The sequence below is a fragment of the Rhodopirellula islandica genome (genome assembly GCF_001027925.1).
Lineage (GTDB): Bacteria > Planctomycetota > Planctomycetia > Pirellulales > Pirellulaceae > Rhodopirellula > Rhodopirellula islandica.
Genome location: NZ_LECT01000043.1, coordinates 135,958 through 162,234, shown reverse-complemented (window position 1 = coordinate 162,234; position 26,277 = coordinate 135,958). Strand labels below are relative to the sequence as shown.

Annotated in this window: 21 protein-coding genes; 7 read left to right on the top strand and 14 right to left on the bottom strand. The window is 57.8% G+C overall.

Annotation, left to right across the window (positions count from 1 at the left end):
- Nucleotides 1–215: 215 nt before the first annotated feature.
- The 5 genes from RISK_RS20930 to RISK_RS20910 all read left to right on the top strand — a co-directional run bounded on the left by RISK_RS20930 (nucleotide 216) and on the right by RISK_RS20910 (nucleotide 6,601).
- Nucleotides 216–1,499, top strand: a complete 1,284-nt coding sequence (locus RISK_RS20930) for an ABC transporter substrate-binding protein (protein WP_047816264.1) — start codon at nucleotides 216–218, stop codon at nucleotides 1,497–1,499.
- 2 nt (nucleotides 1,500–1,501) lie between these two features.
- Nucleotides 1,502–3,427 (top strand): sensor histidine kinase, encoded by a 1,926-nt coding sequence (locus tag RISK_RS20925; RefSeq protein WP_236696530.1) that lies wholly within the window; start codon nucleotides 1,502–1,504, stop codon nucleotides 3,425–3,427.
- Nucleotides 3,424–3,888, top strand: coding sequence for a response regulator (locus tag RISK_RS20920; protein ID WP_047816262.1), 465 nt, complete (start codon nucleotides 3,424–3,426; stop codon nucleotides 3,886–3,888). The genes RISK_RS20925 and RISK_RS20920 overlap by 4 nt, the downstream gene beginning before the upstream one ends.
- A 109-nt stretch (nucleotides 3,889–3,997) precedes the next feature.
- Nucleotides 3,998–5,038 (top strand): N-acetyl-gamma-glutamyl-phosphate reductase, encoded by a 1,041-nt coding sequence (argC, locus tag RISK_RS20915; RefSeq protein ID WP_047816319.1) that lies wholly within the window; start codon nucleotides 3,998–4,000, stop codon nucleotides 5,036–5,038.
- A 213-nt stretch (nucleotides 5,039–5,251) separates the two neighbouring features.
- Nucleotides 5,252–6,601 carry a DUF1015 domain-containing protein gene (locus tag RISK_RS20910; RefSeq protein ID WP_047816318.1) on the top strand — a complete coding sequence of 450 codons (1,350 nt, stop codon included), beginning with the start codon at nucleotides 5,252–5,254 and terminating at the stop codon, nucleotides 6,599–6,601.
- A gap of 622 nt (nucleotides 6,602–7,223) precedes the next feature.
- On the opposite strand, the gene RISK_RS20905 is transcribed toward RISK_RS20910, so the two are convergent.
- The 13 genes from RISK_RS20905 to RISK_RS20845 form a co-directional block, all read right to left on the bottom strand.
- Nucleotides 7,224–8,159 (bottom strand): lactate/malate dehydrogenase family protein, encoded by a 936-nt coding sequence (locus tag RISK_RS20905; protein WP_047816261.1) that lies wholly within the window; start codon nucleotides 8,157–8,159, stop codon nucleotides 7,224–7,226.
- A 136-nt stretch (nucleotides 8,160–8,295) separates the two neighbouring features.
- Nucleotides 8,296–9,159 carry a class II aldolase/adducin family protein gene (locus tag RISK_RS20900; RefSeq protein WP_047816260.1) on the bottom strand — a complete coding sequence of 288 codons (864 nt, stop codon included), beginning with the start codon at nucleotides 9,157–9,159 and terminating at the stop codon, nucleotides 8,296–8,298.
- Between the two features lie 87 nt (nucleotides 9,160–9,246).
- Nucleotides 9,247–9,549 (bottom strand): EutN/CcmL family microcompartment protein, encoded by a 303-nt coding sequence (locus RISK_RS20895; RefSeq protein ID WP_047816259.1) that lies wholly within the window; start codon nucleotides 9,547–9,549, stop codon nucleotides 9,247–9,249.
- The gene (locus RISK_RS20890) at nucleotides 9,546–10,280 is read right to left on the bottom strand and encodes a hypothetical protein (protein WP_236696529.1); all 735 of its coding nucleotides are present in this window, start codon (nucleotides 10,278–10,280) and stop codon (nucleotides 9,546–9,548) included. The genes RISK_RS20895 and RISK_RS20890 overlap by 4 nt, the downstream gene beginning before the upstream one ends.
- 22 nt (nucleotides 10,281–10,302) lie before the next feature.
- Complete coding sequence (locus RISK_RS20885; RefSeq protein WP_047816258.1) at nucleotides 10,303–10,590, bottom strand: EutN/CcmL family microcompartment protein; 288 nt, start codon at nucleotides 10,588–10,590, stop codon at nucleotides 10,303–10,305.
- 2 nt (nucleotides 10,591–10,592) lie between these two features.
- The gene (locus tag RISK_RS20880) at nucleotides 10,593–12,017 is read right to left on the bottom strand and encodes an aldehyde dehydrogenase family protein (protein WP_047816257.1); all 1,425 of its coding nucleotides are present in this window, start codon (nucleotides 12,015–12,017) and stop codon (nucleotides 10,593–10,595) included.
- Between the two features lie 53 nt (nucleotides 12,018–12,070).
- Complete coding sequence (locus tag RISK_RS20875) at nucleotides 12,071–12,379, bottom strand: EutN/CcmL family microcompartment protein (protein ID WP_047816256.1); 309 nt, start codon at nucleotides 12,377–12,379, stop codon at nucleotides 12,071–12,073.
- Between the two features lie 57 nt (nucleotides 12,380–12,436).
- Nucleotides 12,437–13,672, bottom strand: coding sequence for an acetate/propionate family kinase (locus tag RISK_RS20870; RefSeq protein ID WP_047816255.1), 1,236 nt, complete (start codon nucleotides 13,670–13,672; stop codon nucleotides 12,437–12,439).
- Nucleotides 13,673–13,756: 84 nt separating this feature from the next.
- Nucleotides 13,757–14,026 (bottom strand): BMC domain-containing protein, encoded by a 270-nt coding sequence (locus RISK_RS20865; RefSeq protein ID WP_007324357.1) that lies wholly within the window; start codon nucleotides 14,024–14,026, stop codon nucleotides 13,757–13,759.
- A 70-nt stretch (nucleotides 14,027–14,096) separates the two neighbouring features.
- Complete coding sequence (locus RISK_RS20860) at nucleotides 14,097–14,393, bottom strand: BMC domain-containing protein (RefSeq protein WP_047816254.1); 297 nt, start codon at nucleotides 14,391–14,393, stop codon at nucleotides 14,097–14,099.
- 121 nt (nucleotides 14,394–14,514) lie between these two features.
- Nucleotides 14,515–15,240 (bottom strand): phosphate propanoyltransferase, encoded by a 726-nt coding sequence (pduL, locus tag RISK_RS20855; RefSeq protein WP_047816253.1) that lies wholly within the window; start codon nucleotides 15,238–15,240, stop codon nucleotides 14,515–14,517.
- Nucleotides 15,237–16,097, bottom strand: a complete 861-nt coding sequence (locus RISK_RS20850; RefSeq protein WP_047816316.1) for a DeoR/GlpR family DNA-binding transcription regulator — start codon at nucleotides 16,095–16,097, stop codon at nucleotides 15,237–15,239. The genes pduL and RISK_RS20850 overlap by 4 nt, the downstream gene beginning before the upstream one ends.
- Nucleotides 16,098–16,269: 172 nt before the next feature.
- Nucleotides 16,270–16,851: a hypothetical protein gene (locus tag RISK_RS20845; RefSeq protein ID WP_047816252.1), complete on the bottom strand. Its 582-nt coding sequence runs from the start codon at nucleotides 16,849–16,851 to the stop codon at nucleotides 16,270–16,272.
- Nucleotides 16,852–16,929: 78 nt separating this feature from the next.
- On the opposite strand from RISK_RS20845, the gene RISK_RS20840 reads away from it, so the two are divergent.
- The gene (locus tag RISK_RS20840; protein ID WP_047816251.1) at nucleotides 16,930–18,018 is read left to right on the top strand and encodes a DMT family transporter; all 1,089 of its coding nucleotides are present in this window, start codon (nucleotides 16,930–16,932) and stop codon (nucleotides 18,016–18,018) included.
- Nucleotides 18,019–18,127: 109 nt separating this feature from the next.
- Nucleotides 18,128–20,857: a GTPase-activating protein gene (locus RISK_RS20835; protein WP_236696528.1), complete on the top strand. Its 2,730-nt coding sequence runs from the start codon at nucleotides 18,128–18,130 to the stop codon at nucleotides 20,855–20,857.
- A gap of 443 nt (nucleotides 20,858–21,300) precedes the next feature.
- Here RISK_RS20835 and RISK_RS20825 read toward each other — a convergent pair whose 3' ends face one another.
- A complete protein-coding gene (locus RISK_RS20825) occupies nucleotides 21,301–26,046 on the bottom strand; it encodes a PVC-type heme-binding CxxCH protein (protein ID WP_236696527.1) in 4,746 nt (1,581 codons plus the stop codon).
- Nucleotides 26,047–26,277: the final 231 nt, after the last annotated feature.

Below are 26,277 nucleotides of genomic sequence, written 5' to 3'. Positions count from 1 at the left end.
CCAGTGCGGCGTCGGCTTGGCCTGATTGAAGGAGCGAAGGCACGCTCATGTTGAGCGTGAGAGCATTGAACAGTTGACACATGGGACGGGCGTTTGATCTGCTTCAAACGCCCGTTTTCTTTTTGCGCCGTATGTTTGAATGCATTCACGCGGTTCAAATTTGAAGATGCCTCCCGCCGCTCCTGCCAACGCTCTTCCATCCACCGTCAGCTGTCATGAATCTCAATCGACGCGAATTGCTCGGCGCGACGTTGGCAACGGTGGCTGTCGCCGGGGCGAAGCCTGTGAAGGCATCTGATGTCTTTTCTGCACCGGCGATTCATGTGTCCGGTAAACCGGTGGTTCGGGTTCTTGGGACCCATGTGACCCTGCAGGAAGATCTTCGTGTGCGTGCGGAAGCCGACCTGGGCATCCAGTTGGAGTTCACGCCAGGAGGCAGTGCGGAAGTGCTTCACCGGGCTTCGACGCGGCCTGAATCGTTTGATCTGTATGAGCAATGGTCCAATAGCATTCGGGTGCTGTGGCAGGCTGGTGCGATCCAGCCCATCGATCGCACCCGGATTCGGTACTGGGATGAGATCAACCCGCTGACGCGTGTCGGACGGTTGACCCCTGAGGCCAAGATTGGTGCGGGCGACGCACCCAATGAACTGCTGTTCATCCAGCCCGATGGAACTCTGGGCGGCCAGTCAACCGAGCAAATCAGTTTTCTGCCGTATGTGCACAACGTTGATTCGTTTGGTTATGACGCTTCGTTCGTCCCGCGGGGGATTCCCTACGAGACAGAATCGTGGGCGTGGTTGCTTGATGACCGCTGGGCGGGAAAGGTTGCGATCGTCAATGAACCCACCATCGGTTTGTTTGACTTGGCGATGGCCGTTCAAGCCAAAGGGTTGGCTGAGTTTGGTGACATTGGCAATCTCAGCGAAGCCGAATTGGAAACCCTGTTTCAGATTTTGGAAGACTACCGACGCAGTGGGCACTTTCGTGGCGTGTGGAGCAGCGTTCCGTCCTCGGTGGGGTTGATGAGCCGTGGGGAAGTGGTGATTGAAAGCATGTTCTCACCGGCTGTGTTTGAGTTGAGGGGGCGTGGAATTGAATGCGTCAACGCATCCCCCAAGGAAGGTTATCGTGCTTGGCATGGCGTGATGTGTCTGTCGTCCAGAACCTCAGGCTCGGTCAAAGACGCCGCCTATGAATACATGAACTGGTGGTTGTCGGGGTGGCCAGGCGCCTTCATCGCTCGTCAAGGTTATTACATTTCCAACCCGCAACGGTCTCGCGAAGAACTCAGTGAAGCCGAGTGGGACTACTGGTACGAGGGGAAACCTGCCACCACGGATCTTCAGGGCACAACCGGGCGAGTGGTGGTCAAGGAAGGTCAGGCTCGAGACGGCGGCTCCTACGAAAAACGATTTTGCAACATTGCGGTCTGGAACACTGTGATGAAGTCCTACGAGGCCAGCCTTCGGCACTGGAATGAGTTCGTGTCCGGATGATCATGATGCTGACCCAACTGGGACGACAGACTCTGCGGCAACGCATCTACTTGGCAAGTGCGTGCTTGGTGGCGTTGTGCGTGCTCAGCACGTGGATCGGCGTGAGTGGTCAGTCGTCACTGTTGAAGAGTTTTGCCGAGTACCAGCGAGCGGAGAGCACTTCGGTGGTCATCGAATCGATTGACCGGAAAGTCCAGGAGCTGAAATCTCGTAGCGAGAGCTATTTGTTAACAGGAGCCTCGGCGCAGTACCGGGCCGCTCTGACGTTGCAGGAGGAACTGGCAGAGGAGATCGAACGTGCCAAGGGAGCCGATGCCTCGATCGAAGAGACCTTGGTCCAGATGGAAGGCCACCTGAACGTCTTGAGCGATCAGTTGAAATTGGCGGCGGAGGAGCGTGAGCTGCGTTCTCTATTGGTGCAGCAGGAGTTGCCAGAGAAGGCGGAGCTGGTTCGCGACGCGTTCAACCAGCTGCGTGCTTGGTGGATGAAGGATCCGGTCAAGTACGAGCAACAGATTCGCAAGCATGGCGGCGCTCGAGGAGCGTACGTGTCGGCTCATCGCTCGCTGCTGGAGTACTTCAATCATCCCAAGTCGGAGAGTTTTGACCGAGCCACGCAGGATCTCGAAATGGCTCGTTTGGCGTGCCTGGAATTGCAGGAAGCTCCCGACAATCAGCAGGAAGAAGTCCAGAGGATCCTCGCGGAGGTGTTGGCCAGCCTGTCTGAATTTCAGCGTGTCGGCACGCGCGCGTTTCAGGCCACCCGCGGCTACATGGTTTACTCCAACGTGGTGATGGCGGGGGAAATCGCCGAGTTCAGCTACCAATCGTCCAAGCTGAAGGAGTTTGTTCGGGAGCAAAAGACCCTGAACCAACGCAACCGTGAGGCGTCCTTCCGCCGTTCTCGCTACATCGCGGTGGGAGCGGCCGTGGGGGCGGTGTTGTTGGCCATGCTGCTCGCAACCAGCTTGTCGATGGCCGTCATCGGTCCGATCAGTCGTTTGACGGAAATGTTCCGGCGATTGGCCGCCGGTGAAACCATGGTGATTTCGACTGAGACCGAGCGAACCGACGAAATCGCAGAGATGGTCAAAGCAGCCCGTGTTTTCAGCGACAAAAACCAAGAAACCAAGCTGCTGTTGGATCGATCCGAGAGACTCAGTCAAGAATTGGTGAAGAAAGCGGAGGCGCTGATCGAGTCCAATCGCGAACTGGATAATTTTGCCTACATTGCTTCTCATGATCTGAAGTCGCCCCTGCGTGGCATCCAGCACTTAGCCAGTTGGGTCCAGGAGGATTGTGAAGGCATTTTGCCGGAAAGTTCGCAGGAGCATTTGAAACACATGCAAACGCGTGTCCGCAGCATGGAATGTTTGCTCGACGATTTGCTGAACTATTCACGCGTCGGGCGTGTCGATTCTCGTCCCGAGCACGTCGACACCAACGAATTGGTCACGTCGATCGTCGCAATGGCGGACAACTTGGATGGTTGCGACATTTCATGGGATACCTTGCCTGTCTTTGACACCGTGCGGACTCCACTGCAGCAAGTGCTGTTGAATTTGATCAGCAACGCCGTCAAATACAACGACAAAGGTGCGGATGGACGGATTGAAGTGCGATGCGGGGAAGATGTTGATTGGTACAATTGGGAAGTCGCCGACAACGGGATTGGGATCGAAGCCCGTTTTCACGAAAAGGTGTTTCAGATGTACCAGCGTGTCGCAACCGATGTTTCGGATGGAAGTGGCATGGGACTTGCTATCGCAAAGAAGCATGTGGAGCATTATGGTGGGGAAATTGGGCTCCATTCCTCCCCGGGAAGTGGAACCACCTTTTGGTTCACTTGGCCCAAGCAAATTGAATCAGTGAACCAGTCAGTGAAAGATCGTCCCGCTGAAGACTCCATTGTAAACGTGCGTACATGACATCGTCTCTTGTCGACAATTCAAGCTCCTGCGAAGCCAAACGTCCGACGTTTCTTCTGATTGAAGATGACGCGGTGGACGTCGAGGCATTCCGCCGCGCGGTCAAACGCAATCAGGTGGATTGCGAGTTGGTGCATGCCTCCGATGGCGGTGAAGCACTGAAGAAACTACGCAGTATCGTGAGCGAAAGCGACGATGTGGGGGTCTTGGCGTTCCTCGATCTGAACATGCCTGGTTTGAACGGGCATGAATTTTTGACGGAGGTTCGTCGCGACGATTCTCTGAAACGGTTGGCAGTGTTCGTTGTGACGACTTCGCGTCATCAACGTGACATCGCGTTGGCTTACGACAAGAACGTGGCGGGCTACTTTGAAAAAGATGATTTGAACTCGGTGCTTGAGATGGCTCGGCAGTTCGCAGGGCGCTTGGTGTTTCCCTCGTTGGGTTCCAAGAACGCGTGAGTTGAATTGGGCGTGGTTGCCGATCACGGCGGAAAAAGCGACAACACCGGTGGGAGATTGTTCGCCACTGGGTGAACCCTTTTCAATTGGAAGCCTTCTTAGTTGCATCATGTCATCATCTGATCTTCGCGTCGCTCTCATTGGATCGACCGGTTACACCGCGTTGGAAGTCGCCCGGTTGCTGCTCACGCATCCCAGTGCAGAGCTGGTGATCGCGACCAGTCGCCAAGACGAGGGCAAGCCACTTTCGGAAATTCATCCGATGCTGGCGGGACGTTGCGACGTGACCCTGCAACCGCTCGATGCCGACGTGATCGCGAAGTCGGCCGATGTGGCGATGTGCTGCTTGCCTCATGGGGCTTCTGCGGAAAGCGTGAAGCAATTGGCCGGTGCTGGGATGCGAGTCATTGACTTCAGCGCCGATTTTCGGCTGTCCAGTTTGGAAACTTACGAGCACTGGTACGGTGTCAAACACCCATGGCCGGAACGAATCGGCAACGTCGTTTACGGCATGCCGGAGTTCTTCGCCGACGAAATTCGCAGCGCTGACATCGTCGCCAACCCGGGGTGCTATCCCACCTCCGCAATCATGCCGCTGGCCCCGCTTGTGAAGGCGGGATTGATTGAAACCGAGGACATCATCGTCGACAGCAAATCCGGCGTTTCAGGAGCCGGTCGTTCGCCGAAACTCGGAACCCTTTACTGTGAGACCAACGAATCGATCTCCGCTTACGCGGTGGGAACTCACCGCCACGCACCCGAGATCGCGGACCTCGTCGAACGGATCGCGGGTGCTGCGATCGAAGTGATGTTCACACCGCACCTGACTCCGATGGATCGCGGCATTTTGTCGACCATCTATGTGAAGCCAGCGGGCAAGGCTGGCTCGGTGGAGGACGCGGTTCGTGCCATGATGAGCTTGTTGCGAGACACTTACGCAGACCAACCCTGTGTCCATGTGGTCGATCACTTGCCCGCGACGAAGTATGTCGCCGGGACCAACCAAGTTCAGATTTCGGTGCGTCCTTCGGGCAAGCGAGCTGTCATTGTCTGTGCCATCGACAACCTGACCAAGGGCGCCAGTGGTGCCGCGGTTCAAAACATGAATGTGATGTTTGGATTGCCAGAAACGGCTGGGTTGTTGATGTGATCGGAGACTTGGTGGCGTGATGTCCACGCCGCGATTGTTTGCAAATCGACTTGAACGAAGCAGGTTGGCAGGGACGATCTGGAGAAATCATGTGAGCCGTTTGGGCGTTCGCCCCGAATGTACGTGAGAACCGTGGCGTTCGCCAAAACAGTTCCAATGCCAAGTGACGCCTGCTTACCTGCTTAGAAACGTTGTTCTGCGTTGGAGCCTGACGTGCCGGAAGTCACACCCTTTGCCGCGTTGCGTTACAACCTCGATCACATTCGGTCGCTTTCCGAGGTTGTCGCACCGCCTTATGACGTCATCGATGCTGAGTACCAGGAAGTGCTCTACAAGCGGCACCCGTCCAATGTGATCCGCGTGATCTTGAATCGCGAGGAACCTGGTGATGAGATTGACGAGACTTACTCACGTGCCGCGGGTTTCGTCCAACAGTGGATCAGCGAAGGTGTGCTGAAGCAGGACGACGAACCGGGGTTCTATCTCTATCATCAAACGTTTGCGATTTCTGGCGAGAGTGGTGACCAAGAATCGGTGACGCGGCGCGGATTCATGGGGCGAGTTCGCTTGGAGCCGTTTGGCAAAGGCAACATCCATCCGCACGAGGAGACTCACCCCAAGGCGAAGGTGGATCGTCTGAAGCTGATGAAGGCAACGGAGCAGAACAACAGCCCGATCTTTGGTTTGTACCCCGACAATGACAACGCGGTCATTGAATGCTTGGAAGCTGCCAAGGCCGATGTCACGCCGATCGAAGCCACTGACGATGCGGGCGTGGTTCACACCGTTTGGCCGATTACTGATCCCGATGCTGTCACGAAGGCCAGTCAATTGCTAGCGGACAAGCCGATGTTTGTGGCGGACGGGCACCATCGCTATGAAACCGCGTGTGACTACCGAGACTTCGTGGCGGAGCAGGCCGGTGGGATCGCCCCGGATCATCCGGTGAACTTTGTGATGACGATGTTGGTTGGGATGAACGATCCGGGGCTGGTCGTGTTGCCAACTCACCGGCTGATTCGCGGCATCCGTCCGATGCGTTCCGAAGAGTTGATCAAGCGACTCGGGAATGGGTTCAATTGTGAAACGCTCAGCGGTGGTTTGTCCGCGGCAGACGACGCCTGGACACGAATTCAGTTGGCGGATCGTCAAAGCTTGATGGCGTTGTATGCCGTTGGCGATGAGACCTGGGTCATGGTCAACGCGAATGAGAACGCGATGGCTCGGATGGCGGAGATTGCCGGCGACCAGAGTGAGACCTGGCGATCGCTGGGCGTCAGCTTGTTGCACAAGTTGGTGTTGGAGGACTGCCTGGGAGAGTCTGGACATCCCAAGCCAACCTATATTCACGACGTCGCGGACGTCGTCGCTGGTTTGAAAGGTGAGTCACAAGCTGCGGAGTCAGAAGGCGATGGGGATTACACTTTCGCGGCGCTGGTCATGCCCGCCACGGTCTCTGACATCGAGCAGATCAGCCTGAATCACGAACGCATGCCGGCGAAGAGCACCTACTTCTATCCCAAGTTGCTCAGCGGATTGGCATTTCATCGGCTGACGCCCTGAGTGGTGCGTCCGTTGGAGAATAGGGCGATACGCCAAGAGCCCCGGTGTTCCGTTTCGACGGCCCCGTCCGGGGCGATCGGATGGGGTTGGTTTTGTTTTCTCGGGGCTGACACCCCGAGCTAAGAACGCGGACTCCTCCGGAGTCATGCATGCACAACCGCCCCGGACGGGGCCGCCGTCGGTAGCTCGGGGCGGAAGCCCCGAGACCGGTGGTGAAAATCAAAACGTCGCCCCGGATGGGGCCGTCGTCGGCGTTTGACGAACGATACGTTTGGGAGTGATGAACGGTTGAGTTTGGCCAACGGCCAAAATCAACCGGACCACGGAGACGCACAATGCCCCCGTCATTGCCGAGAAGGACGCTCGGTTTCGACGGCCCGGTCCGGGGCGATCGGATGGGGGTGGGTTTGTTTTCTCGGGGCTGACACCCCGAGCTAAGAACGCCGACTCCTCCGGAGTCATGCATGCACAACCGCCCCGGACGGGGCCGCCGTTGGTAGCTCGGGGCGGAAGCCCCGAGACCGGTGGTGCACATCACGATGTCGCCCCGGATGGGGCCGTCGTCGTCTTCGCCAGAATTCAGACGCTCGAGTGAGTGGACCTCCGAATTCTGGCGATCCGGCTACTTGATCCGTGGCAGGACGGTGTCGAGGGTTTTGCGGAGGGCGGCGCCGCTGGCTCGGAGTCCCTGGACTTCTTTGGGCCAGAGGTCGATCTCGAGTTGATCGACGACACCGGTGCGGCCGACCACGGTGGGGACGCTGAGTGCCACATCGTGGATGCCGTAGCAGCCCGATTGCACGCTGCTGACGGGCAGCAAGCACTTGCGGTCGAGGATCACGGCGTCGATCACATCGCGGATGGCAATGCCGACGGCAAAGCCCGCTCCGCCTTTGCGTTTGATGACTTCGGCACCGCTGCCGCGTGTCCGAGTGAACAGCTGGTTGGCGAGAGCCGGGTTCCAGCCTGGGAATTTATCGAGTGGCAAACTTCCGATCGCGGCACTGCTCCAGATGGGAACCATCGAGTCGCCGTGCTCGCCCAAGATCAACGCTTTCGTTTGCGTTGGTGGTGCCTTGAGTTCTTCCGCGATCAGCGAGCAGAATCGGATGGTGTCGAGCTGCGTTCCCAAACCGATGACTTGCTTGGTTGGCAATCCCAGCATGCCTGCGGCAACGTACGTCAGGATGTCGACGGGGTTGCTGACGACCAACACGATCGCGGATTGCTTCGGCCCGGCGGCCTTCACGTCGCGAAGGATTTGGACAAACAGGTCGGTGTTGCGGTTGATCAAGTCCAAACGTGACTCATCGGGTTTACGACGCAGGCCTGCGGTGATGCAGATGATGTCGCTGTCCGGGATGTGCTCGTAACCACCGCCCACGATCGTTTGATCCGCGACGCTTGGCGAACCGTGTTGCAAATCCAACGCGTGACCCACGGCGGTTTCAACGTTGACGTCGAGCAACGCGATTTCGCGAGCCAAGCCGCCGCACTGCAACGCGTAAGCGGCACAAGATCCGACGAGGCCGCCGGCACCAATGATGGAAACTTTCATGGGATCAGTTGAGTTGGATGTGGGGGATGGTTTGTGTGGTGTTAGCGGAGCGGCGCGAGCCGCCCGGTGCGGTACCGGAGGGCTCGCGCCCTACCGCTAGGAATCCGAATTCTGGCGAATCCGGCTACCTGGTGAGCTAGCTTGACGCTTTCATCTGACGCATGACTTCGTTGGTGATCAGCTTCACGAGCTGCTCTTCGTCCACACCAGCAGGTGCAGCCGATGCCGAACTGGATGTCTTGATCGGTGGTGGTGGTGCGAAGGCACGACGCTCGACGCCCGAGTCTTTCCATGAGTCACGGAAGATGTCGTTGGCACAGATGTCGCAGTCTTCGAACTCGGACGTGTTGCGTGGGTCTTTGAATCCCCATTTGTCCTTCAGTTCCAGCAACTCTCGTGACTTGGTTTCGTCCAAGTACGACACATTGCCCAGTTGTTTGGCGAGCAACAGCATGCGGCAGTACGAGTCCAGGATCTCAGTCCACCAGTAGGCTCGTTCCACCGATTCGCCGTACGAAACGGTGCCGTGGTTGGCCAGGATCATGACGTTCGTTTTTTCAACGAAAGGAATGATTGTGTCAGCGAAGGCTTGTCCGCCAGGTGTTTCGTACTTGGTGATCGGCACGTCGCCGAGGAAGACTTCGACCTCGGGCAAGATGCACTGTGGAATGGGCTCGCGAGCGATCGCAAACGCAGTCGCGTGCGGTGGGTGGCAGTGAACGACGGATTTGATGTCGGCACGTTGCTTGTAGATTTCCAAGTGCAACAACGCTTCGCTGCTGCGTTTCTTGCGACCAGCGATTTGCTTGCCGGTCATGTCGATCATCGAGATATCGTCCGGCGTCAAATAGCCTTTGCAGTGCATGGTCGGTGTGCAGAGGACTTCGTTGTCGCTGACGCGGACGGTGATGTTGCCGTCGTTGGCCGCCGCGAATTGACGGTTGTAGATGCGGCGACCGATGTCGCACATGTCTTGTTTGATCTTATGGATGTTTTGCATGACAAGTGGTCCAAGTCAGGAAAGGGAGGTCGAGAGATGGGAGATGAATCGGAACGGGGGGGAGCGTTCCAAATTAGGTTTTGTTCGTCACGAGGTTTGCACCTCGCAGTGATCCAGGATGGCGACGATGGAAGCGTCGGTTGGTTTGACATCGGGGCGGAACGGAGCGGCGGATTCAGGCCCTTCGGCCAACGCCACCCAGTCACCGTGTCCACTGCCAACCAAATCCCACGCGACAAGGGTGTCTCCACCAATCGGTTTCGCGTCGTCTTGGTTGACTTGGATTTGATCCGCGGACTCCACGACTTCGACGCAACGAAGTTTGTAGCCCTTCATGGACGGATGCATTCGCGAAAGCGTCACGGTTCCAATCACACGAGCGATCTTCATCGAGATGTCCCCTGTGAGGTGGAAGTGGACGGCTTTGGCAATTGAGCGATGGTGTTTGCAGCGTTGACGAGCGCGACGAGGTTGAAATGCTGCATGTCGAGCACAAATGTGTCGGCGTCAACTTCGGATGCAAATCGCGAGATGTCTTCGAGGCGAGTGATCAAGACCGCTCTTGAGCCAGACTGGATTCGAGCGATCAACGCTGCCGCGGGACGCGCGGTCACGACGACGGAACGATGGGCTTTCGGGCAATGGTCAAGGCCGCGAAGCGACAGCTGTCGTGTGAGCGAGTCGCGAATGGATTTCGACGAGGCGTCGGTGTGCAGTTGGATGAATCGTTTTCCGGTCTTGCTCGCCGGTTGGTTTGCAGCGGCACCCGTGGACTTGGATCCAGCCACAGTGATCCCGCGTGCTCGCATTTCGTCGTGTGCGGCGGGAGTCACGATGCCTCCGGACAACTGAACCTGGGTGACTCCCGAGGGGATGCTCTGAATGACGTCGACGCTGATGACTTTGTCGCTCAGGACATGTGCGGACTCTCCGCTCGTGATCGCTTTCGAGGTCGAAACGCTGGTCCCGGATTGATCTCGCAACCGGCGCAACACCTGTTCAACGATCGACGCGATGTCGACGCTGTTGGACGTTGCGGTTTGGGTTGCGGGCTGGGTCATGGGTTTGGATTGGTAGCCGGATTCGCTGGGATTCGGTTGTTGGGTTGGTGTTTGACTCACAGGCTGGAAGCCTACGCCACTTCTATTTCTTCTTAGTTTTCTTCTTCTTTGTCGGTTCGTCGATCAGTCCTTGGACGCTCCAGCGAGCGGGGCAGGTGTCCGATCCAGTCATCTCGCGGATGGGGCCGGTTTCACTGGTCAGCATCACACGGTCACCGACTCGACAGCCCAGTTCGTCCAACACGAGCAAGGGTGGTCCGTCCGGTTTCTCGTCCACGCCGGTGGGTTGAACGAGAACGAGACGTTGGCCTTGCAGCGATTCGTGCTTGACGGTCGCGCGGGTGTGACCGATGACGCGTGCGGGTTGCATGCTCAGACCACTCGCAGTTCGTCGATCATGCTGCAGCGTCGTTCGCGAGTGAACGTGTCAGGTGTCGTGACGCCTTCGCCGGTTGGTCCCGCGATGGAGAACGACAGGTAACCTTCGCCGCCCAGTCCCAGGGCAGCCATGCAAGGACCATTCTTGACGTACAGGGTCGTGTCCAGTTCCTTGCCCATCTTGGTCATGTTGTGAACGTTGCGCGAGTGAATGATCGCGGTGTGTCGGAAGCCGTGTTCGTAGTGCTTGGCCATTGCGATCGCGTGATCCACGTCACGTGCTCGGACGAATGGAATGAACGGCATCATTTGTTCGACGCTGACAAACGGGTGATGTTCATCGGTTTCGCCGAAGACCAACTCGCAGGATTCAGGAACCTTGACACCGGCGGCCGCGGCCAGAACGGAAGCGTCTTTGCCGATGTAGTCTTTCGCGGCGGCGTCGTGGTTGTCGTCACCGACTTGAGTGATTGCCACGGAAGTCAGCTTTGCGATTTGAGCTTGGTCGAGCTGAACGGCTCCGGCACGTCGCATGGCGGCCATCATGTCGTCGAAGACCGAATCCACGACGAAGACTTCCTTTTCAGCGATGCACAACAGGTTGTTGTCGTACGCACCGCCTTGGATGATGCAGCGGGCCGCGTTGTCGAGGTCAGCGGTTTCGTCGACGACGACGGGCGGGTTGCCTGGGCCAGCCACAATGGCTCGTTTGCCACTGTTCAGTGCGGCACGCCCAACGGCGGGACCACCGGTGACGCAGATCAGTGCGACGTCGCGGTGACCGAACAGTTCCGCGGCACTTTCGAGCGTTGGTTCAGCAATCACGCAGATCAAGTTGTCGATGCCGACTTCGCGAGCGATTTCTTCGTTGAAGCGACGCACACCTTCGACGGCAACCAAGCGGCCGGATGGGTGAGGGTTGACGACGACCGCGTTCCCGCCAGCGATCATGCTGACCGCGTTCCCGGTGATGGTCGGCAGGCTGTGCGTGACGGGCGTGATCGCCGCGATAACGCCGAACGGGGCGCGTTCGATGATCGCGAGACCGTGATCACCGGAGAACGCTTTGGTTTGCAGGAACTCGGTGCCGGGCGACAATTCGCCGAGGGCTCGCAGTTTTTCGATTTTGTGTTCGGGCCGACCGATGCCGGTTTCCCGCATTTCCATCAGACCGAGTTCTTCGCAGTTCTCAATGCTGATCTTGCGAATGATGTCAATCACGCGCTTGCGATCTTCCATCGGACGCTGGCGAAGTTGTTCGAACGCACGACGAGCCGCGGCGACCGCATCGGAAGCGTTGCCGAAGATGCCATGGCTGCCTTCGAAGGCGTTCGCCGAATCGGGCATGCTGGGCATCGGGCCGACTTCCGCGAGGACTTGTGCGACCACGCTGCGAATGGTGTTTTCGTCGAGTTGCATGATGAGAGATGAGTGAGGGGTGATGGAGTGGAACAGGAAAGCGATGGCACGTGTCAGGTGCTGGCTTTCACCTCTTTGGCATCCACGTGAACGGAATCGACCAAGCCGATGACGACTGCGTCGATGGGAAGTGTTTTGGTTTCGGGGGTCAGTCGAGCGCTGCTGCCTTGGCACACCAGCACCAACTCACCTTCGCCAGCGCCCAACGTGTCGACCGCGATGAAAGTGCGTCCCGTTGAAGTAAGCTTTGCACGCGTTTTCTCATCGAGCCGGTAAGGCTCGACAATCAACAACTTGTGACCGGTCATGGATGCAACCTTTTGGGTGCAAACGACCGATCCGGTGACGCGGGCTAGGAACATGGGAGTGGTGGGTTGAGGTGATGGGTTTGGGGAGATCGACGCCAGGTGGAACCTGGCCTACTGGGCGGCGAGAGCACGGAGGCTTCGCTTGGCCACGATCCATTCTTCGTCGGTGGGCAAAACCAAAATCTGAGTTTTGCTGGACTCGGTGTGCAGGCTTCCTTCTCCACGCATCCCGTCATTCTTGGAGGCATCCAGTTCGATGCCAAAACCTTCCAGCCCCGCACAAACGGCGGCCCGGACCACGTCGCTGTTTTCACCGATTCCTCCGGTGAACACGATCGCATCCAAGCGACCCAGTGCGACCATCATTCCGCCGAGGTGTCGGCGAATCTCTTCGGTGTAAACACCCAACGCCAGTTTGGCGTCAGCGTTGCCTTCGTCGGCGGCGGACTCGATGTCGCGCAAATCTGCCATGCCGCCGGAGAGACCTTTCAGTCCACCTTGGCTGGCCAGTGTTTGCAGGACTTTTTCCAGTGATTGGCCGGTTCGCTGCATGATCAACGGGATCGCGAAGGCGTCGAAGTCACCCACGCGGTTGTTCTGCGGGACGCCGGTTTGAGGTGTCATGCCCATCGAGGTCATGATGCTCTTGCCAGAATCGATCGCGGTCAGCGAACTGCTTCCGCCCAGGTGACACGAGATGATCTTGGCGTCGTCACGACCCAAGACTTCTGCGGCACGTTCGGCAATGAAGCGGTGGCTGGAACCGTGGAATCCCCACTTTTGAATTTGCATCTCACGCGTCCATTCCGCAGGGATCGCGTAGGTGCGACGCTCCGGCGAAATCGTGTCGTGAAATTCGGTTTCAAACGCGGCGACCAACGGTAGCTCCGGAAAACGTTGACGTAACAGTTTCATCGCGGCGATGTAGGGAGGGTTGTGCGCCGGCGCGGCGGCACTCATCTCGTCCATCGCTTCAAGCACTTCGTCATCGACGACGAAGGTGCCACTTTTGCGTCCACCGTGAACGGCTTTGAAACCGATCGCGGCAACTTCATTGGCCTCTTTCAAACATCCATTCTCAGGATGGGTCAGCTGGTCCAAGCAGGCTTGAACAGCAACCCCATGATCCGGCACGGGCATCTGCGTTTCTTCGCGAAACGTTTCGCCTTGATGCGATCGCGTCACAATCACTTCGCATTGACTGAGGGGTTCGCCAATGCGATCGACGGCCCCGCGAGCGAGCACGCGAGAATCCGGCGAGGCGTTCGCAGATTCAAAGTCACCGGACATGTCCAGCAGCTTGTACTTGAAACTGGTCGAGCCCAGATTGGCAACGAGGATCAACATCGAATCACGGTCCTTGTGAAAGAGGTTTCACGCAGCGTGTGTGAACCAGGTTGTGAACGTCGCAACCCGATCACACGGCGGCGATCAATTGAAGTAAGCGTTCATCAAGCCTTCGGCTGGACGAGCGATCACGTGGCTGCTGACCAATTCGCCGACTTGAGCGGCTGCGGCGGCACCGGCTTCAACGGCGGCGCGGACGCTGCCGACGTCACCGCTGACGACGGTTGTGACCATGCCACCACCGAGGTCGACGCGTTTGACAACAGCGACGTTGGCGGCTTTGGCCATCGCGTCGGTGGCTTCGACCAACGGCAAGAGGCCCTTCGTTTCAATCAAACCAATGGCATCGTTCATTTGAGATTCTCGTAAAGTTGTTTTGGTGAGGTGGGAGACAATCGGGGTGACAGACGCTGCTGTCGCTCGATCACTTTTTGCTGGTCGAAGGCAACTTCAGGATCTTTTCCAAATCGCCGTGAGGGCGTGGGATCACTTGAACGCTGACGACTTCGCCAACGCGACCGGCTGCTGCAGCACCGGCATCGGTGGCTGCTTTGACAGCAGCGACATCGCCGGTGACGAACACGGTTGCCAAGCCAGCACCGATCTTGTCCCAACCAAGGAACTGAACGTTGGCGGCTTTCATCATTGCGTCGGTTGCCTCCACTGCTGAAACGAAACCTTTGGTTTCGATCATGCCGAGGGCTTCACTGATTTTGGCCATCTTTTGAGATACCTAAAAGGAAAGGGGGAAAACGAGAGAGAGTGATTGGTTCGTGCCGGGGCGACCGGACGATGGTGGGTGTCCAGTGAGAACTGGACCTACGTTGAGCGAAGTCCATCCATCAGTGCTGGCAAGCACATCCGGACTTCTTCAGTTCGACTTCCGTCGCTGCGTCTAAGTTGCAGGCGTTGCCTTCGTCCGTGTCGATGTGAACTTCCAACTTGGCGGCTTTGTCAGCCCGAACCAAAACGTCTTCGAATGAAACGCTGCAGTCGGGACTGCGAATCGAAAGTTGCATCATGTCGCCGTTGGAAACGCCGTAGTACTCGGCGTCGGCAAAGTTCATGTGAACGTGGCGAGCGGCGCGGATGACGCCTTGTTCGAGCTGAACGCTGCCGGCGGGGCCAACCAACACGCAACCCGGCGTGCCTTCGATTTTGCCGCTGTGGCGAACCGGTGCATTGATGCCCAGTGAGATCGAATCGGTCAGTGCCAGTTCCACTTGGCTAGCGCCACGTGTGGGCCCGAGCACGCGAACGCTGGGGAGCATCCGTTTGCGAGGTCCGACGACCATGACCGTTTGCTTGGCCGCGTAAAAACCATCTTGGTAAAGGTCTTTGTCGGGTTCCAAGACACTGCCACGTCCGAACAAAATCTCGACGTGCTCGTCGGTCAGGTGACAGTGGCGGGCAGAAATGCTGACTCGCAAATTCGGTTTGCCATCGACCCAACCGAGAGGCTGTTGGCCGGCGGATGCGATCGCAGGGGCAGGAGATGCCACGCCCGATTGACGGATCGCGTTGCGAACGAGGGATTCAATGCGTGAACGATCGACAGCCAAGCTCATGTGAGATTCGCGTTGTTCAAGGAATGGGTGGGGGAGGAGTTCGATGAGGGCGCGGCCGGAGCCGGTGCCGAGGTCTTTTGTGGGGACTGGGCCAGCGGTGATTGGGCCAAGCGTAGTTGGACACCGGCAGATTCCAGCCACGCTTTCGCGTCAGAATCCAGCCCGTCGTCCGTGACAACCGTGTCGATCTGATGCAATTCGCATATTCGGCTCAAACTGGTTTTTCCGAACTTGCTGTGGTCGGCCAACACGATGCCTCGTTCAGCCGAAGCGAGCATCGCCTTTTCGCTTTCCACCAGCATCATGTCGCTGTTGAAAAGGCCGCGTGGCGAGACGCCGGCGACCGACAAGAAAGCGGTCGTGACGTGGATGGTTGCCAGTTGGGAATCGGCGAGTGGGCCGATCGTGACCGAAGTTCGGCCGCGAACGCAGCCGCCGATCATGACCAGGTCAATCGAGTCGCTGGTCGACAACAGGTGAGCGACCGGCAGTGAATTTGTGACCACTTGCAGCGGTCGGTGGACAATCAGCCGAGCCAGTTCGTAAACCGTGCTGCCGCCGTCCAGCAAAATGGTGTCGTGATCGGCAATCAGTTCGGACGCCGCCCGGCCGATGGCTTGCTTGGCTGCCCAGGAGTCATCGTTGCGGGATTCGAACACGCTGATCGTGTCGGAATCGCCAGTCCAGTAAACGCCGCCATGGGTCCGACGGGCCAATCCAGCTTCTTCCAGCATTTCCAGATCGCGACGGATCGTTGATTCGCTGACCGACAATTGCGACGCCAGTTCGCCCAAAGCCGCGAATCCGCGGTCTTTGACCAAATCACGCAATCGATCTCGACGTTCGTCGGTGGTCACGGGGGTGAACGCTGTGGGGAAGAATGTGCCGAGGACGGATTTCAATCAGCAGTTGCAAGGTTTCTTGCAGGCCGAAAGGAATCTCTCATCAGGTGGTATTATTCTTCCAAGCATACACCATTGCAAGCGTCGGAGTGTGTGGATTTAGAAAAGATGGGAAGAATGAATGTCCCTAAACATTCGACTGGGCGGCCATTTCGGGATTATCGGTGATAGAAACCAACCACCCGTGGGTGCGATCGAGCATCTTCTCCGGGGCGATCCCCACCGATTCCCATGAATATTCGGAGGTTTGGGAGTTTTGGGGTGAGTTTGTGACGATCGCGCCCGGGTCGGTGGTGACGCCGGTTGGAAGATCTCTTGCACGGGCGGATTGCAATGCGTCCAGCAGTTGCTGTCGAGTTTCGGCCCATTGCTGCAGGATGTTTTGCTGGCTTGCTGAGTCGATCGGCTGCCAGATCAGTTGGACCTTCTGAATTCGATCGTCTGTTGGGGAGGGCTCGGGGCGTTTCAACTCGCACAGCTTTCCACCCTGGGCAGCCAATTTTGAGCCTTCGAGGTAGACTCGTCGCAGTTGATTGTCCCTGTTGAATTGGTAAACCCGATCGGGGCCGTCGTAGATCGCCGGCCCTCCACCCTTCCGCCAGCCGATCACCCATTCTCGACCGCTGGCACTGTGCCGTAGCCGAGCTCGCTCGGGCAAATTGACTCCCTCCACCAGCAAGTCTTCTCGGTCGTGTGTTTCGCGTGCCATCGTGTTCCGCTTGGTCGTGGGATTGAAATTGTGTTCTGACCCGTCCCGCCGCCTCCACTTTCGTTGCTCGGATGCCTTATGAGTTCTGATTCATCGTTCGATCAGAGCGAGTTCGCAGGCAGTGAGGTGAGTGCAAAGATTCAGGCTGCTTGGTGGCGGCGTTTGGGGGAGGGGATGATATCGCCGGGAATAGGCTTCGGCATCGTGGCGGGAATCGCCTCGGCGGTGTTGTACACGTTGGCGAACATCTCGCTTCGGAACGCGATTTCGGTCGATCCGTTCATCGTTTCGACGTTCAAAGCGGCTCCGACAGTGTTGGTTCTGACGCCCTACTTGGCCGCCGTCAAAGCCAGCGGACGTCCGATCGCGACCAGTCGCCAGTGGATTCCGATTTTCATCCCGATCGCCCTGGTCGGACAAGTGATTGGCAATGGTGCGTTTCAGGTGGCGCTCGGCAGCGTCGGTTTGGCCGCGTCGGTGCCGATCACACTGGGATCGTTGTTGATCGGCAGTGCAATTTTGGGGCGGATCATGCTGAGGGAACCGGTGCGGCCACGGACATTGGTTTCCATTGGCACTCTGATCATCGCCGTGATCGTGTTGTCTCAGTCTCGCGGGGTGGATCCCGTCGATTGGACGGCCTCGTCTGCGGATCTTTCTGACGAGCCGGTGGATTGGTTGCATTCCCCGGTCATCGGTGCTTTGTGTGCGGTTTCGTCAGGATTGGCCTATGCCGTGTTCAGCACATCGATGCGTTTCACCATGAAACGCGGGATGTTGGCATCGATGGCGATGTGGATCAGCGGTGTCTCGGGCACGGTGGCTTTGGCGGGCATTGTCGCAGTCAGAACGGGATGGTCGCCGATTGCTGACATCCCTGCTGCGATGTGGCAATCGATGATCTTGGCGGGGATTTTCAATTTCACTGCGTTCGTGGCGATTTCAACGGCACTGAAGGTGTTGCCCGTCGTGGCAGTTCACTTGATCAATGCTTCCCAGGTTGCGATGGCCAGCCTCGCGGGCGTGATTGTGTTCGAGGAGCCGGTGACAAAGCTGCTCGTGATTGGCATATCGTTGACCCTGGCCGGGCTGACGATTCTTGCCACCCGGCGGAGGCCGACTCCGGTTTCACCGCCTACATTCCAGTCAACCTTTCGTTCGGAATAACCGATACACACGTTAAGACCCGTCGTGTCGTCGCAGAAGGCTTGATTTCTGCGGCTGCACTTTGGGAGGAACCCAACGTGATGTCACCGACCGCGGAAGAAAATTGACTGTGTCAGAAAAACGCCAACGTTTGGCCGCTTGGTTGCTCGCAACAAGCTTGTCGACGTCTTCGTGTCTCGCCACCGTGGCCGTTCAGGCGGACGAACTTCAGTTCGGTGCGCCCACGCTGGCTGTGCCAGCGGACTCGTTCGGGGTGATCGATGATGCGAGCGATCGCGACGCGATCGAGCCTCGCGTCGCGGGTCCCGCCGTGGTGATTCGCGAAAACAGCGACTCTTCGCGATCCCATTTGCAGTTTCGCGAACAAAACGGTTCGTGGAGCTCGCAATCCGGACCAATCGGATCCGCGATCCAGTTGTTGCCGCCGCAACTTGCTCCGCCTTCTCCGGTGGAGGAACCTGTGTTCTTGGGCAACGCGGATGCCAACGGCACCGAGCAGATCGTGCGGACGCCGCGGATGGTCACTCGGGAAGATGCTCGGCTGAACGGTGTCCGCAAGACCTGGGAACCGAAAGGTCCTCTGTTCACCCAGACCGAACCGTCGATGATCTTGCGTGGTCCCGAATCGGCCGAAGCTGAATTGGACCAGCCCACTCGGGAGCAGTTGGCCGACAACGTGCCGGATTCATTTGATCCGACCAAGATGCCGTCCGAATTTGATTCACGTCCAACGCGATCGGTCTCAGACCGAAATGCCGATTCGATGTGGGACGGGCAGCCCAATCCCAATGCGACGCAGTGGAACGCTCGGCGAAACATCAGCGAGGTTTCGCCGCTTCGAGACCCAATGCCTTCGACCACGATGGCGCCGATTGGCAGCGGAGCCTTGCCGCAACGAACCGGTCCTGCAATTCAACCACCAGCCCTTCCACCTGCGAAGGTGGAGGCTCTTCCGAGCCTGCCAGCTTTGAACGCACCGTCGTTCCTCGGATCAGAGATGGACGAGGAAGTCAGCGATCTGCCGCAAAAGGTCGATGAACTGACCAGCAAGATCGAAGAGCTGACTCAACAGCTCAACGCCTTGAAGTCCAGCAAACCGGAGTTGGTTGAACCGACAACGGTGCCTGCGAAACCGGCCCAGGAAGCTCCCGGCAATGTGATTCCACCTAGCATTCCGAAAACGCGATCGGCAATCGATTCCTTGCCGGAAATGAAGCCGTCGCAATCACCCAGTGAATTGCCATCGCTCAAGGACGCGAAATCATCGACGGCTCGCGAAACCATCGGGAGCGGGTTGCAAAACCGGGAGCTGTCGTTGGAAACGCCGCAGTCGTTGATGGCGCCGAAGTCAGCGGCGAAACCGAAGTCGCTGGAAACAGAGCTGGAGTCGGTTGAAAAGGAAAAGGAAGACACGGAACGCCGCCTGAACGAAAGCATCGCGGAACAACTTCGCCGTGAAGAGGCTCGGGATCGTTCTCAGATCAAAGAACGTGAAGACCGAATGTCGTTGGAATCCGCTTCGCCGCGACGAGCGAAAGAACGCACGGAGGGGATCTTCGATGAAAAGGATTCCGATGAGTTGTCGCGTGTTCCGCTGCAAGCGGTGGACCGCGATCGATTGACGCCACTCGAGGACGCTCCATCGGGATCGGTGAGCCTGCGAGACATTCGTGGCAACGATCTGGGCGAAGCGGATCTGGAAGACCTGTATGCGGGTGAGTTGGATCAGGACGGTGAACAACTCGACTCCTCGGAACAACCACGTTTGAGTTTGGCTCAGCTGGATGCCACGGGACGCCCCAAGACTCACAGTGGCAAGGGTGCCGGGGCGAACTTGAGCACCGGTGTGATGCGAATGCAGCAACCGATCGTTCAGTGCCTGCAGCACTACTACGGGCGTCGTGAACAGGCCGATGGACGCAGCAATTGGGGCATGATGCATGCCGTGATGGTGTTCGGACCGGACACCCGGTTGATTGCTCGCGGACGGGACTACAGCACGATCGCTTGGATGGCCGGCAACAACGTCTGCCGCGGTCAACGATTGATGGAAATCGAAGGCGGGAAGATCAAGGCTCGCGAGGGCGTGGGATTGCAAGGTCACCAAGCCCAGTGGTTGGCCGTCTTGGCCATGGTTGGCGTGCCAAGTGATTACCCTCTGTACGTGGACGGCCAGAAATTCAGCGTCGCGGACTTGGTCAAAGTCGAAGCGGCCGCCTGCAAAGAAGGCCAGGAACTGACGTTCAGCTTGATTGGATTGTCGCACTACTTGGACACCGAAACGACTTGGGTCGGTGCTGATGGCGAGCGTTGGGACTTCTCTCGTTTGATCGCAGCGGAACTGGATCAACCGGTGGTTGGATCAGCGTGTGGCGGGACTCACCGCCTGATGGGGTTTGCTCACGCGTTGCGGAAGCGACGTTTGGAAGGCCAGCCCATCGATGGCCAATGGGCTCGTGCTGAGCAGTTCCTGGATGACTTCGTCGACTACACCCTGCGATTGCAAAACCGCGATGGTTCGATGAGCACAGATTGGTTCGAGTCGCGTCAAGACAATGGCGATTTGGATCGCAAGGTCCAAACGACTGGGCACATGGTCGAGTTCTTGCTGACGCACTTGCCCGACGAAAAGTTGCTGGAACCGGAGGTGTTGCGATCGGTCACGTTCTTGCTCAATTCCATGTTGAAGGGACGCAACAACGATTGGTCGATTGGACCCAAGGGGCACGCCTTGCGATCGTTGGCACTGTTCCATCAACGCGTCTATGGCGAACCAGCACCGCTGGCGAACCCACGCAGCGTCGCTCGGCAACGACAACCAAACCGACGTTCCCGTTGAGCCTCTTGTCGGTGACGCGACGGGCGTTCACTCGTTCCCAGGCTCCTGCCTGGGAACGGGATGTCTTGCAGGCTCTGCCTGCCGAATGGGGGACCGTGAGGCAGGAGCCTCTTCAGCAGTGTGTTCCCAGGCGGAGCCTGGGGACAAGCTCTTCGTTCACTCGCTCCCCGGCTCTGCCTGGGAACGGGATGCCTTGCAGGCTCTGCCTGCTGAATGGGGGACTGTGAGGCAGGAGCCTCTTCAGCAGTGTTTACAGGCGGAGCCTGGGGACAAGCTCCTCGTCCGCTCGTTCCGCGGCTCTGCCTGGGAACGGGATGTCTTGCAGGCTCTGCCTGCTGAATGGGGGACCGTGAGGCAGGAGCCTCTTCAGCAGTGTGTTCCCAGGCGGAGCCTGGGAACAAGACTAGCGTTGGCAATGCCGCTCAGCAGGGCACCAACCGACATCACCTTTGATGGCTGAGGATGTAGTTCAGCAGCTCGAAGATCTCGTCTTCGGTGTACTGATCCAACAAAGCCTTGGGCATCATCGAAGTCGATGTCTTGACCATTTGCTCGATCTCATTCTGTTCAATCACGGTCGGCTCCTTGGCCTCCGCGTTAGCCAACAGCTTCACGACGTCGTCGGTTTCTTCGACCAACAGTCCCGAGAAGGTTTGTCCATCCACGGTGAGCACCAAGTGCATCGCGTACTTGTCGTCGATGCGATCCGACGGATGCAGGATCTCTTGGAGCACCTCTCGTGAATCGCCTTTCCACTTGTCGACGACCTCATCGAGAGCAGGGCCGATTTGCCCGCCTTTGCCAGCGACCTGGTGGCAACTCGCACAGGTGGCTTGCTCAAAGATCTTCTGGCCAATTTCGGCGGTTCGACCACGCAAACCTTCCGTCAGCTTGTCGCCAGCGAAGTCGTTGATCGTCCACGCTTGGACAAACGATCGGTTGTTCCCAATTGGGTCGGCGGGTTCAAAAGGATTCGCGTTGTAAGCGTCAAGGTCTTCGACGACCACCATCACGCCGTACATGCGGTACCAGTGTTGAGGGAACGTGCAAACGTACGGGTACTCACCGGGTTCAGTGGGAGCCGTGAAGGTCAAGGCTTCCTTTTCGTTGGAGGCAACCAGGTCAGTGCTGTGCAAAACGAGATCGGACTCAGGCACGTACTGTTTCCCTTGGAAACCGCCACGTGGACCCGCTTGCAGTCCCAAATTCGCGACCTCTTTCAGTGCTCCCGGGACAGTGAACACCAGGTTGTGAGGCATCCCGTCGTGGTTTTCCAAGACGACCTGCACCGGGCGTCCCGCTTCCACGGCGAAGTAAGGGACGTCGTAACGCATTTCTTCGTCCACCGTTTTGATGCGAACCAAACGCACCGTGATCTCACGCAGACGATCACGGAACTGCTTGGCTGCTTGGCGAGGCAATTTGGCAATCGCACGATCGGCAACCTGCATCGCATCGATGAACGCATCGCTGGTTCGGTTCTTCGCTGGTGTCCGCTCGGCAAAGTTGACGAGATGGCGTGCGAGTTTGAGAGACGTTTCCGGTTGGTAAGCGTTCTTGGGGATCGCGAGCAGCGTGGCAATGCCATCCTCGCGAAAACCGTTGCAGGCAAGGTTTCCGACTCGCTCAAAGGTGTCGTTCCAATCACCGGGGACGACCGCGAGGGTGCGGATTGCAGCAGCAACGACCTCTTTTTTGTCGCTGTCCGATAACAATTCGACCACACGCTCACGCTGCGATTCGCGACCCAGACGATCGGGGAGCATCGCGACGCCTGTCAACCAGTTCACGCGAGCAGCGTCGGACCGCTTGGCGATTTCGAATGCAGCGACGTCCTCACCGGACACGATCAATCCAGCCAATGCGACGGGAGCAATCGCGGCGTCACCCTTCTTTGCCGCCGTGACGAATCGGTCTCGCAAGGATTCCAAATTCCCGGCGGGAAGCTTCAGCAACATGTTCGACAGCCCGCGAGCCGCCTTGCGAGTGACGTCGCGTTGGTCCTTGTTCTTCCAGTCCAGGTTTTCGATGACTCCCAGCAAGACATCGCCAGGGTCGGAATCTTGCAGAGCGACCAAGGCATCCAGGGCCGCTCGTCGGTCTTGGTCGCGAACTTCCCCACGGGCGAGAATCGCGGCATGCAAAGGCAAGTACTTGGGATCATTGGAATCGCGCGGGACGGCCAGCAAGGCGGGCGTCGCCAATCGCTCGATTTGATAGCGAACGATCTCAGGCGACAGGTCAAAGAAGACTGGCAAGGCGGCGACGTAGGGAGCGACCTTGTGCCCGTGGCCATCGAACGTCGCGCCGGGGTCGGTGAGCAAGTGAACTTGATCGACCGCGTATCCGACTTGCGGTTGAATGTGACCGGCGTGAGCGTGAGCGGAAGGAGGTGTCGCGTTTGCTTCTTCTGGCAAATACGGAGCTCGGCTCGCGATGACCTGTTCAAAACGCTGCATCGATTCCTCGAGAGCGTAGTCGAGGTAGTGATCCATCGGCATTTCCATGACACGCAGGGCGGTTCGGATCAAACGATCTTGGTCGTTCAGTGCCCACGGTTCACCGACCGCGTGGGAAATGCCCCGGAGAGCTTCCATTCGAACGCGAGGATGTTCGTCGGCCACCAACGCTTCGTAACGTTGGGAGGTGTCGCCGATTCGGTCGGCCCAAAACGAGAGCACGCGTGTGGCGGCACTGCGAGCGTCATGGTCGTCGCTGCTGAGCACTGCGGTCAGCAGTTCTTCGTCAACTCGGTTGTGAGCTTGATGCAACCACAGCAGTTCTAACAAATCATGGTCGTCGTCTTCGGTTGCAACGCATGCTTCCCGTTTGGCATTCGCTGCCCCGAGGACCTCATCGTTTGGTCGAGCATGCAGTTCACGCCGCACACGGTAAGCGTGACGTTGGTTTTTACGGCCGACTTCGGAGCACAGTTGATCGATCAGATCTTCAGTGCTGGTTTCGGCGATCGCAGGCAAATTGACCAACGGACGTTCTTTGTGAGTCAAACGCCAGATGCGTCCGTGGCTGTGATCGCGACTGGGGTCACGCAAGTTGTGCTGGAGGTGACCGATCAGCGCGTTGTGCCAATCGATGATGTACAGCGAGCCGTCTGGACCGATTTCGATGTCGACAGGACGGAAGTTGCCATCGCCACCACCTACCAGCATTGGTTCCTCGGTGCCCTCGTAGCCGGAGTCCTTTTCAACCACTTTGTGACGAAGAACGGCGCGGTCACCGATGACATTGGTCACCAAGAAATTGCCTTGCATGTCCTCGGGAAAATGCTCACTGCTGAGGAATCGGCAGCCCGCCAGAGGACGGATGCGTTTGCGATAGAATGTTTGGTAATCGACCAATCCGTCGTCGTAACCTTGCTCACTCGCAACACGGCGGTGCTGGGCACCACCTGGGTGCTTGAGTGGGTAGTCCAGTCGGGTGCTGATGCCGGTTGCCCAATAGCTCTTGCCCGGCGACGCGTCACCGATGAAATCTTGGCCCCATTCGTTGAATCCAAATCCCCAAGGGTTCGCGAATGCGAAGTTGACGTGGACCCCGAATTTTTGCGTCGTCGGGTCGTATCGGAAAACGCCACCTTCCAGGTTCCGAGTCAACCCATACGGGCTTTCGATTTGGGTGAACTTGAACGTGCCTTCTTGAGCGTACAGTTGTCCGCCCGGACCAAACTCAAACGCAGCCAACCCGTGGTGTGAGTCGGCGGTGTCAAACCCGATGATTGCTCGTGTGCGTTTGTCGGCCACATCGTCGCCGTCGGTGTCTTCCAGGAAGTAGATGTCATGTTGGCCGCCGACATAAACGCCGCCACGTCCAATCTCAAAACCGGTGGGTTGGTGCAATCCGCCGGCGAAGGTTTTGCACACGTCGGCGTCGCCATCGCCATCGGTGTCTTCCAAAATCAGCAGCTTGTCATCCATTGCTGATTTGGGTTTCCAGTGGGGGTAACTGGGCATGGTTGAAACCCACAAGCGTCCCTGGGCGTCAAAGTCCAGCGCGACCGGGTTGGCCAGTTCAGGGAACTGTTGCTCGGAGGCGACCAATTGAATCTCGTAGCCATCGAGCAAAGTGAACGTCTTGAGTTGCTCGTCGGTCGTCAGGTATTCCAGTGACCCAAGCTTGCCACGTTTCGCGTTGGGATCATTGGGGCCACCCACGTTGGTTTTGGGAATGATGAACGGCAGCGTGTTGGAATCGTCGATGGGGGCGTTGACGGTCTTGCCGTCTGCGATTTCCCACAGTCGCGCGTCGCGGTTGGCGGTCATCTGGTCGAGAATCTCCAGTTCCCGGTTCATGACCGAACGGTTGTTGTAGGTCCCGTCACTGCCCGCGGTCCCGCGTTTGCCATAGATCGAGTAACCGTTGACAGCACGATAGCGATTGAACCAGTGAAAGTTCTTGTCGGCGACAGCGGCCAGCAAGGCTGGGTTGGCTTGTTCGGGCACATCCACTTCACCAAGCAATCCACGAACCAAAATCGGAGCCAACGCGGCGTAGCCGTTCGAATTCAGTTGAGCGCCATCCAGCGTCAATCGGCGGTCGTCATTATCGAACCGTTCCTTGGTAGGGGTGAACAAATTGACGAACGAGACTCCTCGTTGCTCCGCCACGGATCGCATCGTCCGGGTGATCTTGCTGAGGGCCGAGTTTCGAGGGCCAGCTTTCGGCAAATTCGGGTCACCCGTTTCTTCAAACGCGATGGGGGATATGACCGCGATCCGAGGGCTGGTTTTGCCGTTGTAGACCTGCGTCTGAGTGTGGCTGATCAATTCATCCAGTTCATTCGCGAAATCCCGCAGCACTTTTTTCTCGTCGAGTCCTTCCGCCAAACGATGAGATTCGTTGTAGCCAAAGAACATCAGAACGACGTCCGCGGAACTGTGCGTCAGGTGTTCATCGGGCGACCCGAAATCCAAACTTCGCAATCGAATTTTGGGCTCGTCACCGGGGACGCATAGGTTGCGAACGGTGAGATCGAGTTCGGGGCGAACCGCGTGCAGTTGGGTTTCGAAGTGGTTCTCGTGCTGCATTCGTTCGCCGAGTGCATTGCCGATCAGGCAAATGTGGTCACCCGGTTTGAGTTCCAAGGCAGGCGTTTTCGCCTCACTGAAACTTGGGGACGAACATACAAACAACACCGCCACGGTGGCGAGGAAAGTGTGGGGAACTGTCATGGGTTGGGGATTCACGAGACAGGAGGTGGGATGACGGCGGGACGAACCCGTGTCGATGGGGAACCAGCAGGTCGTTGCCTGAGAGGGAGTGTTACACGACTGCAACGAGCCAGTGTTGCAGGCCGTGAACCATCCACCAGAGATTACCGCGATTCGGCATTGCGGATGCCGAGGGTGGCCGGAAAAACGTCGGAATGACGTCATTCATTGCTTGTTTGGAATGATTGGCGT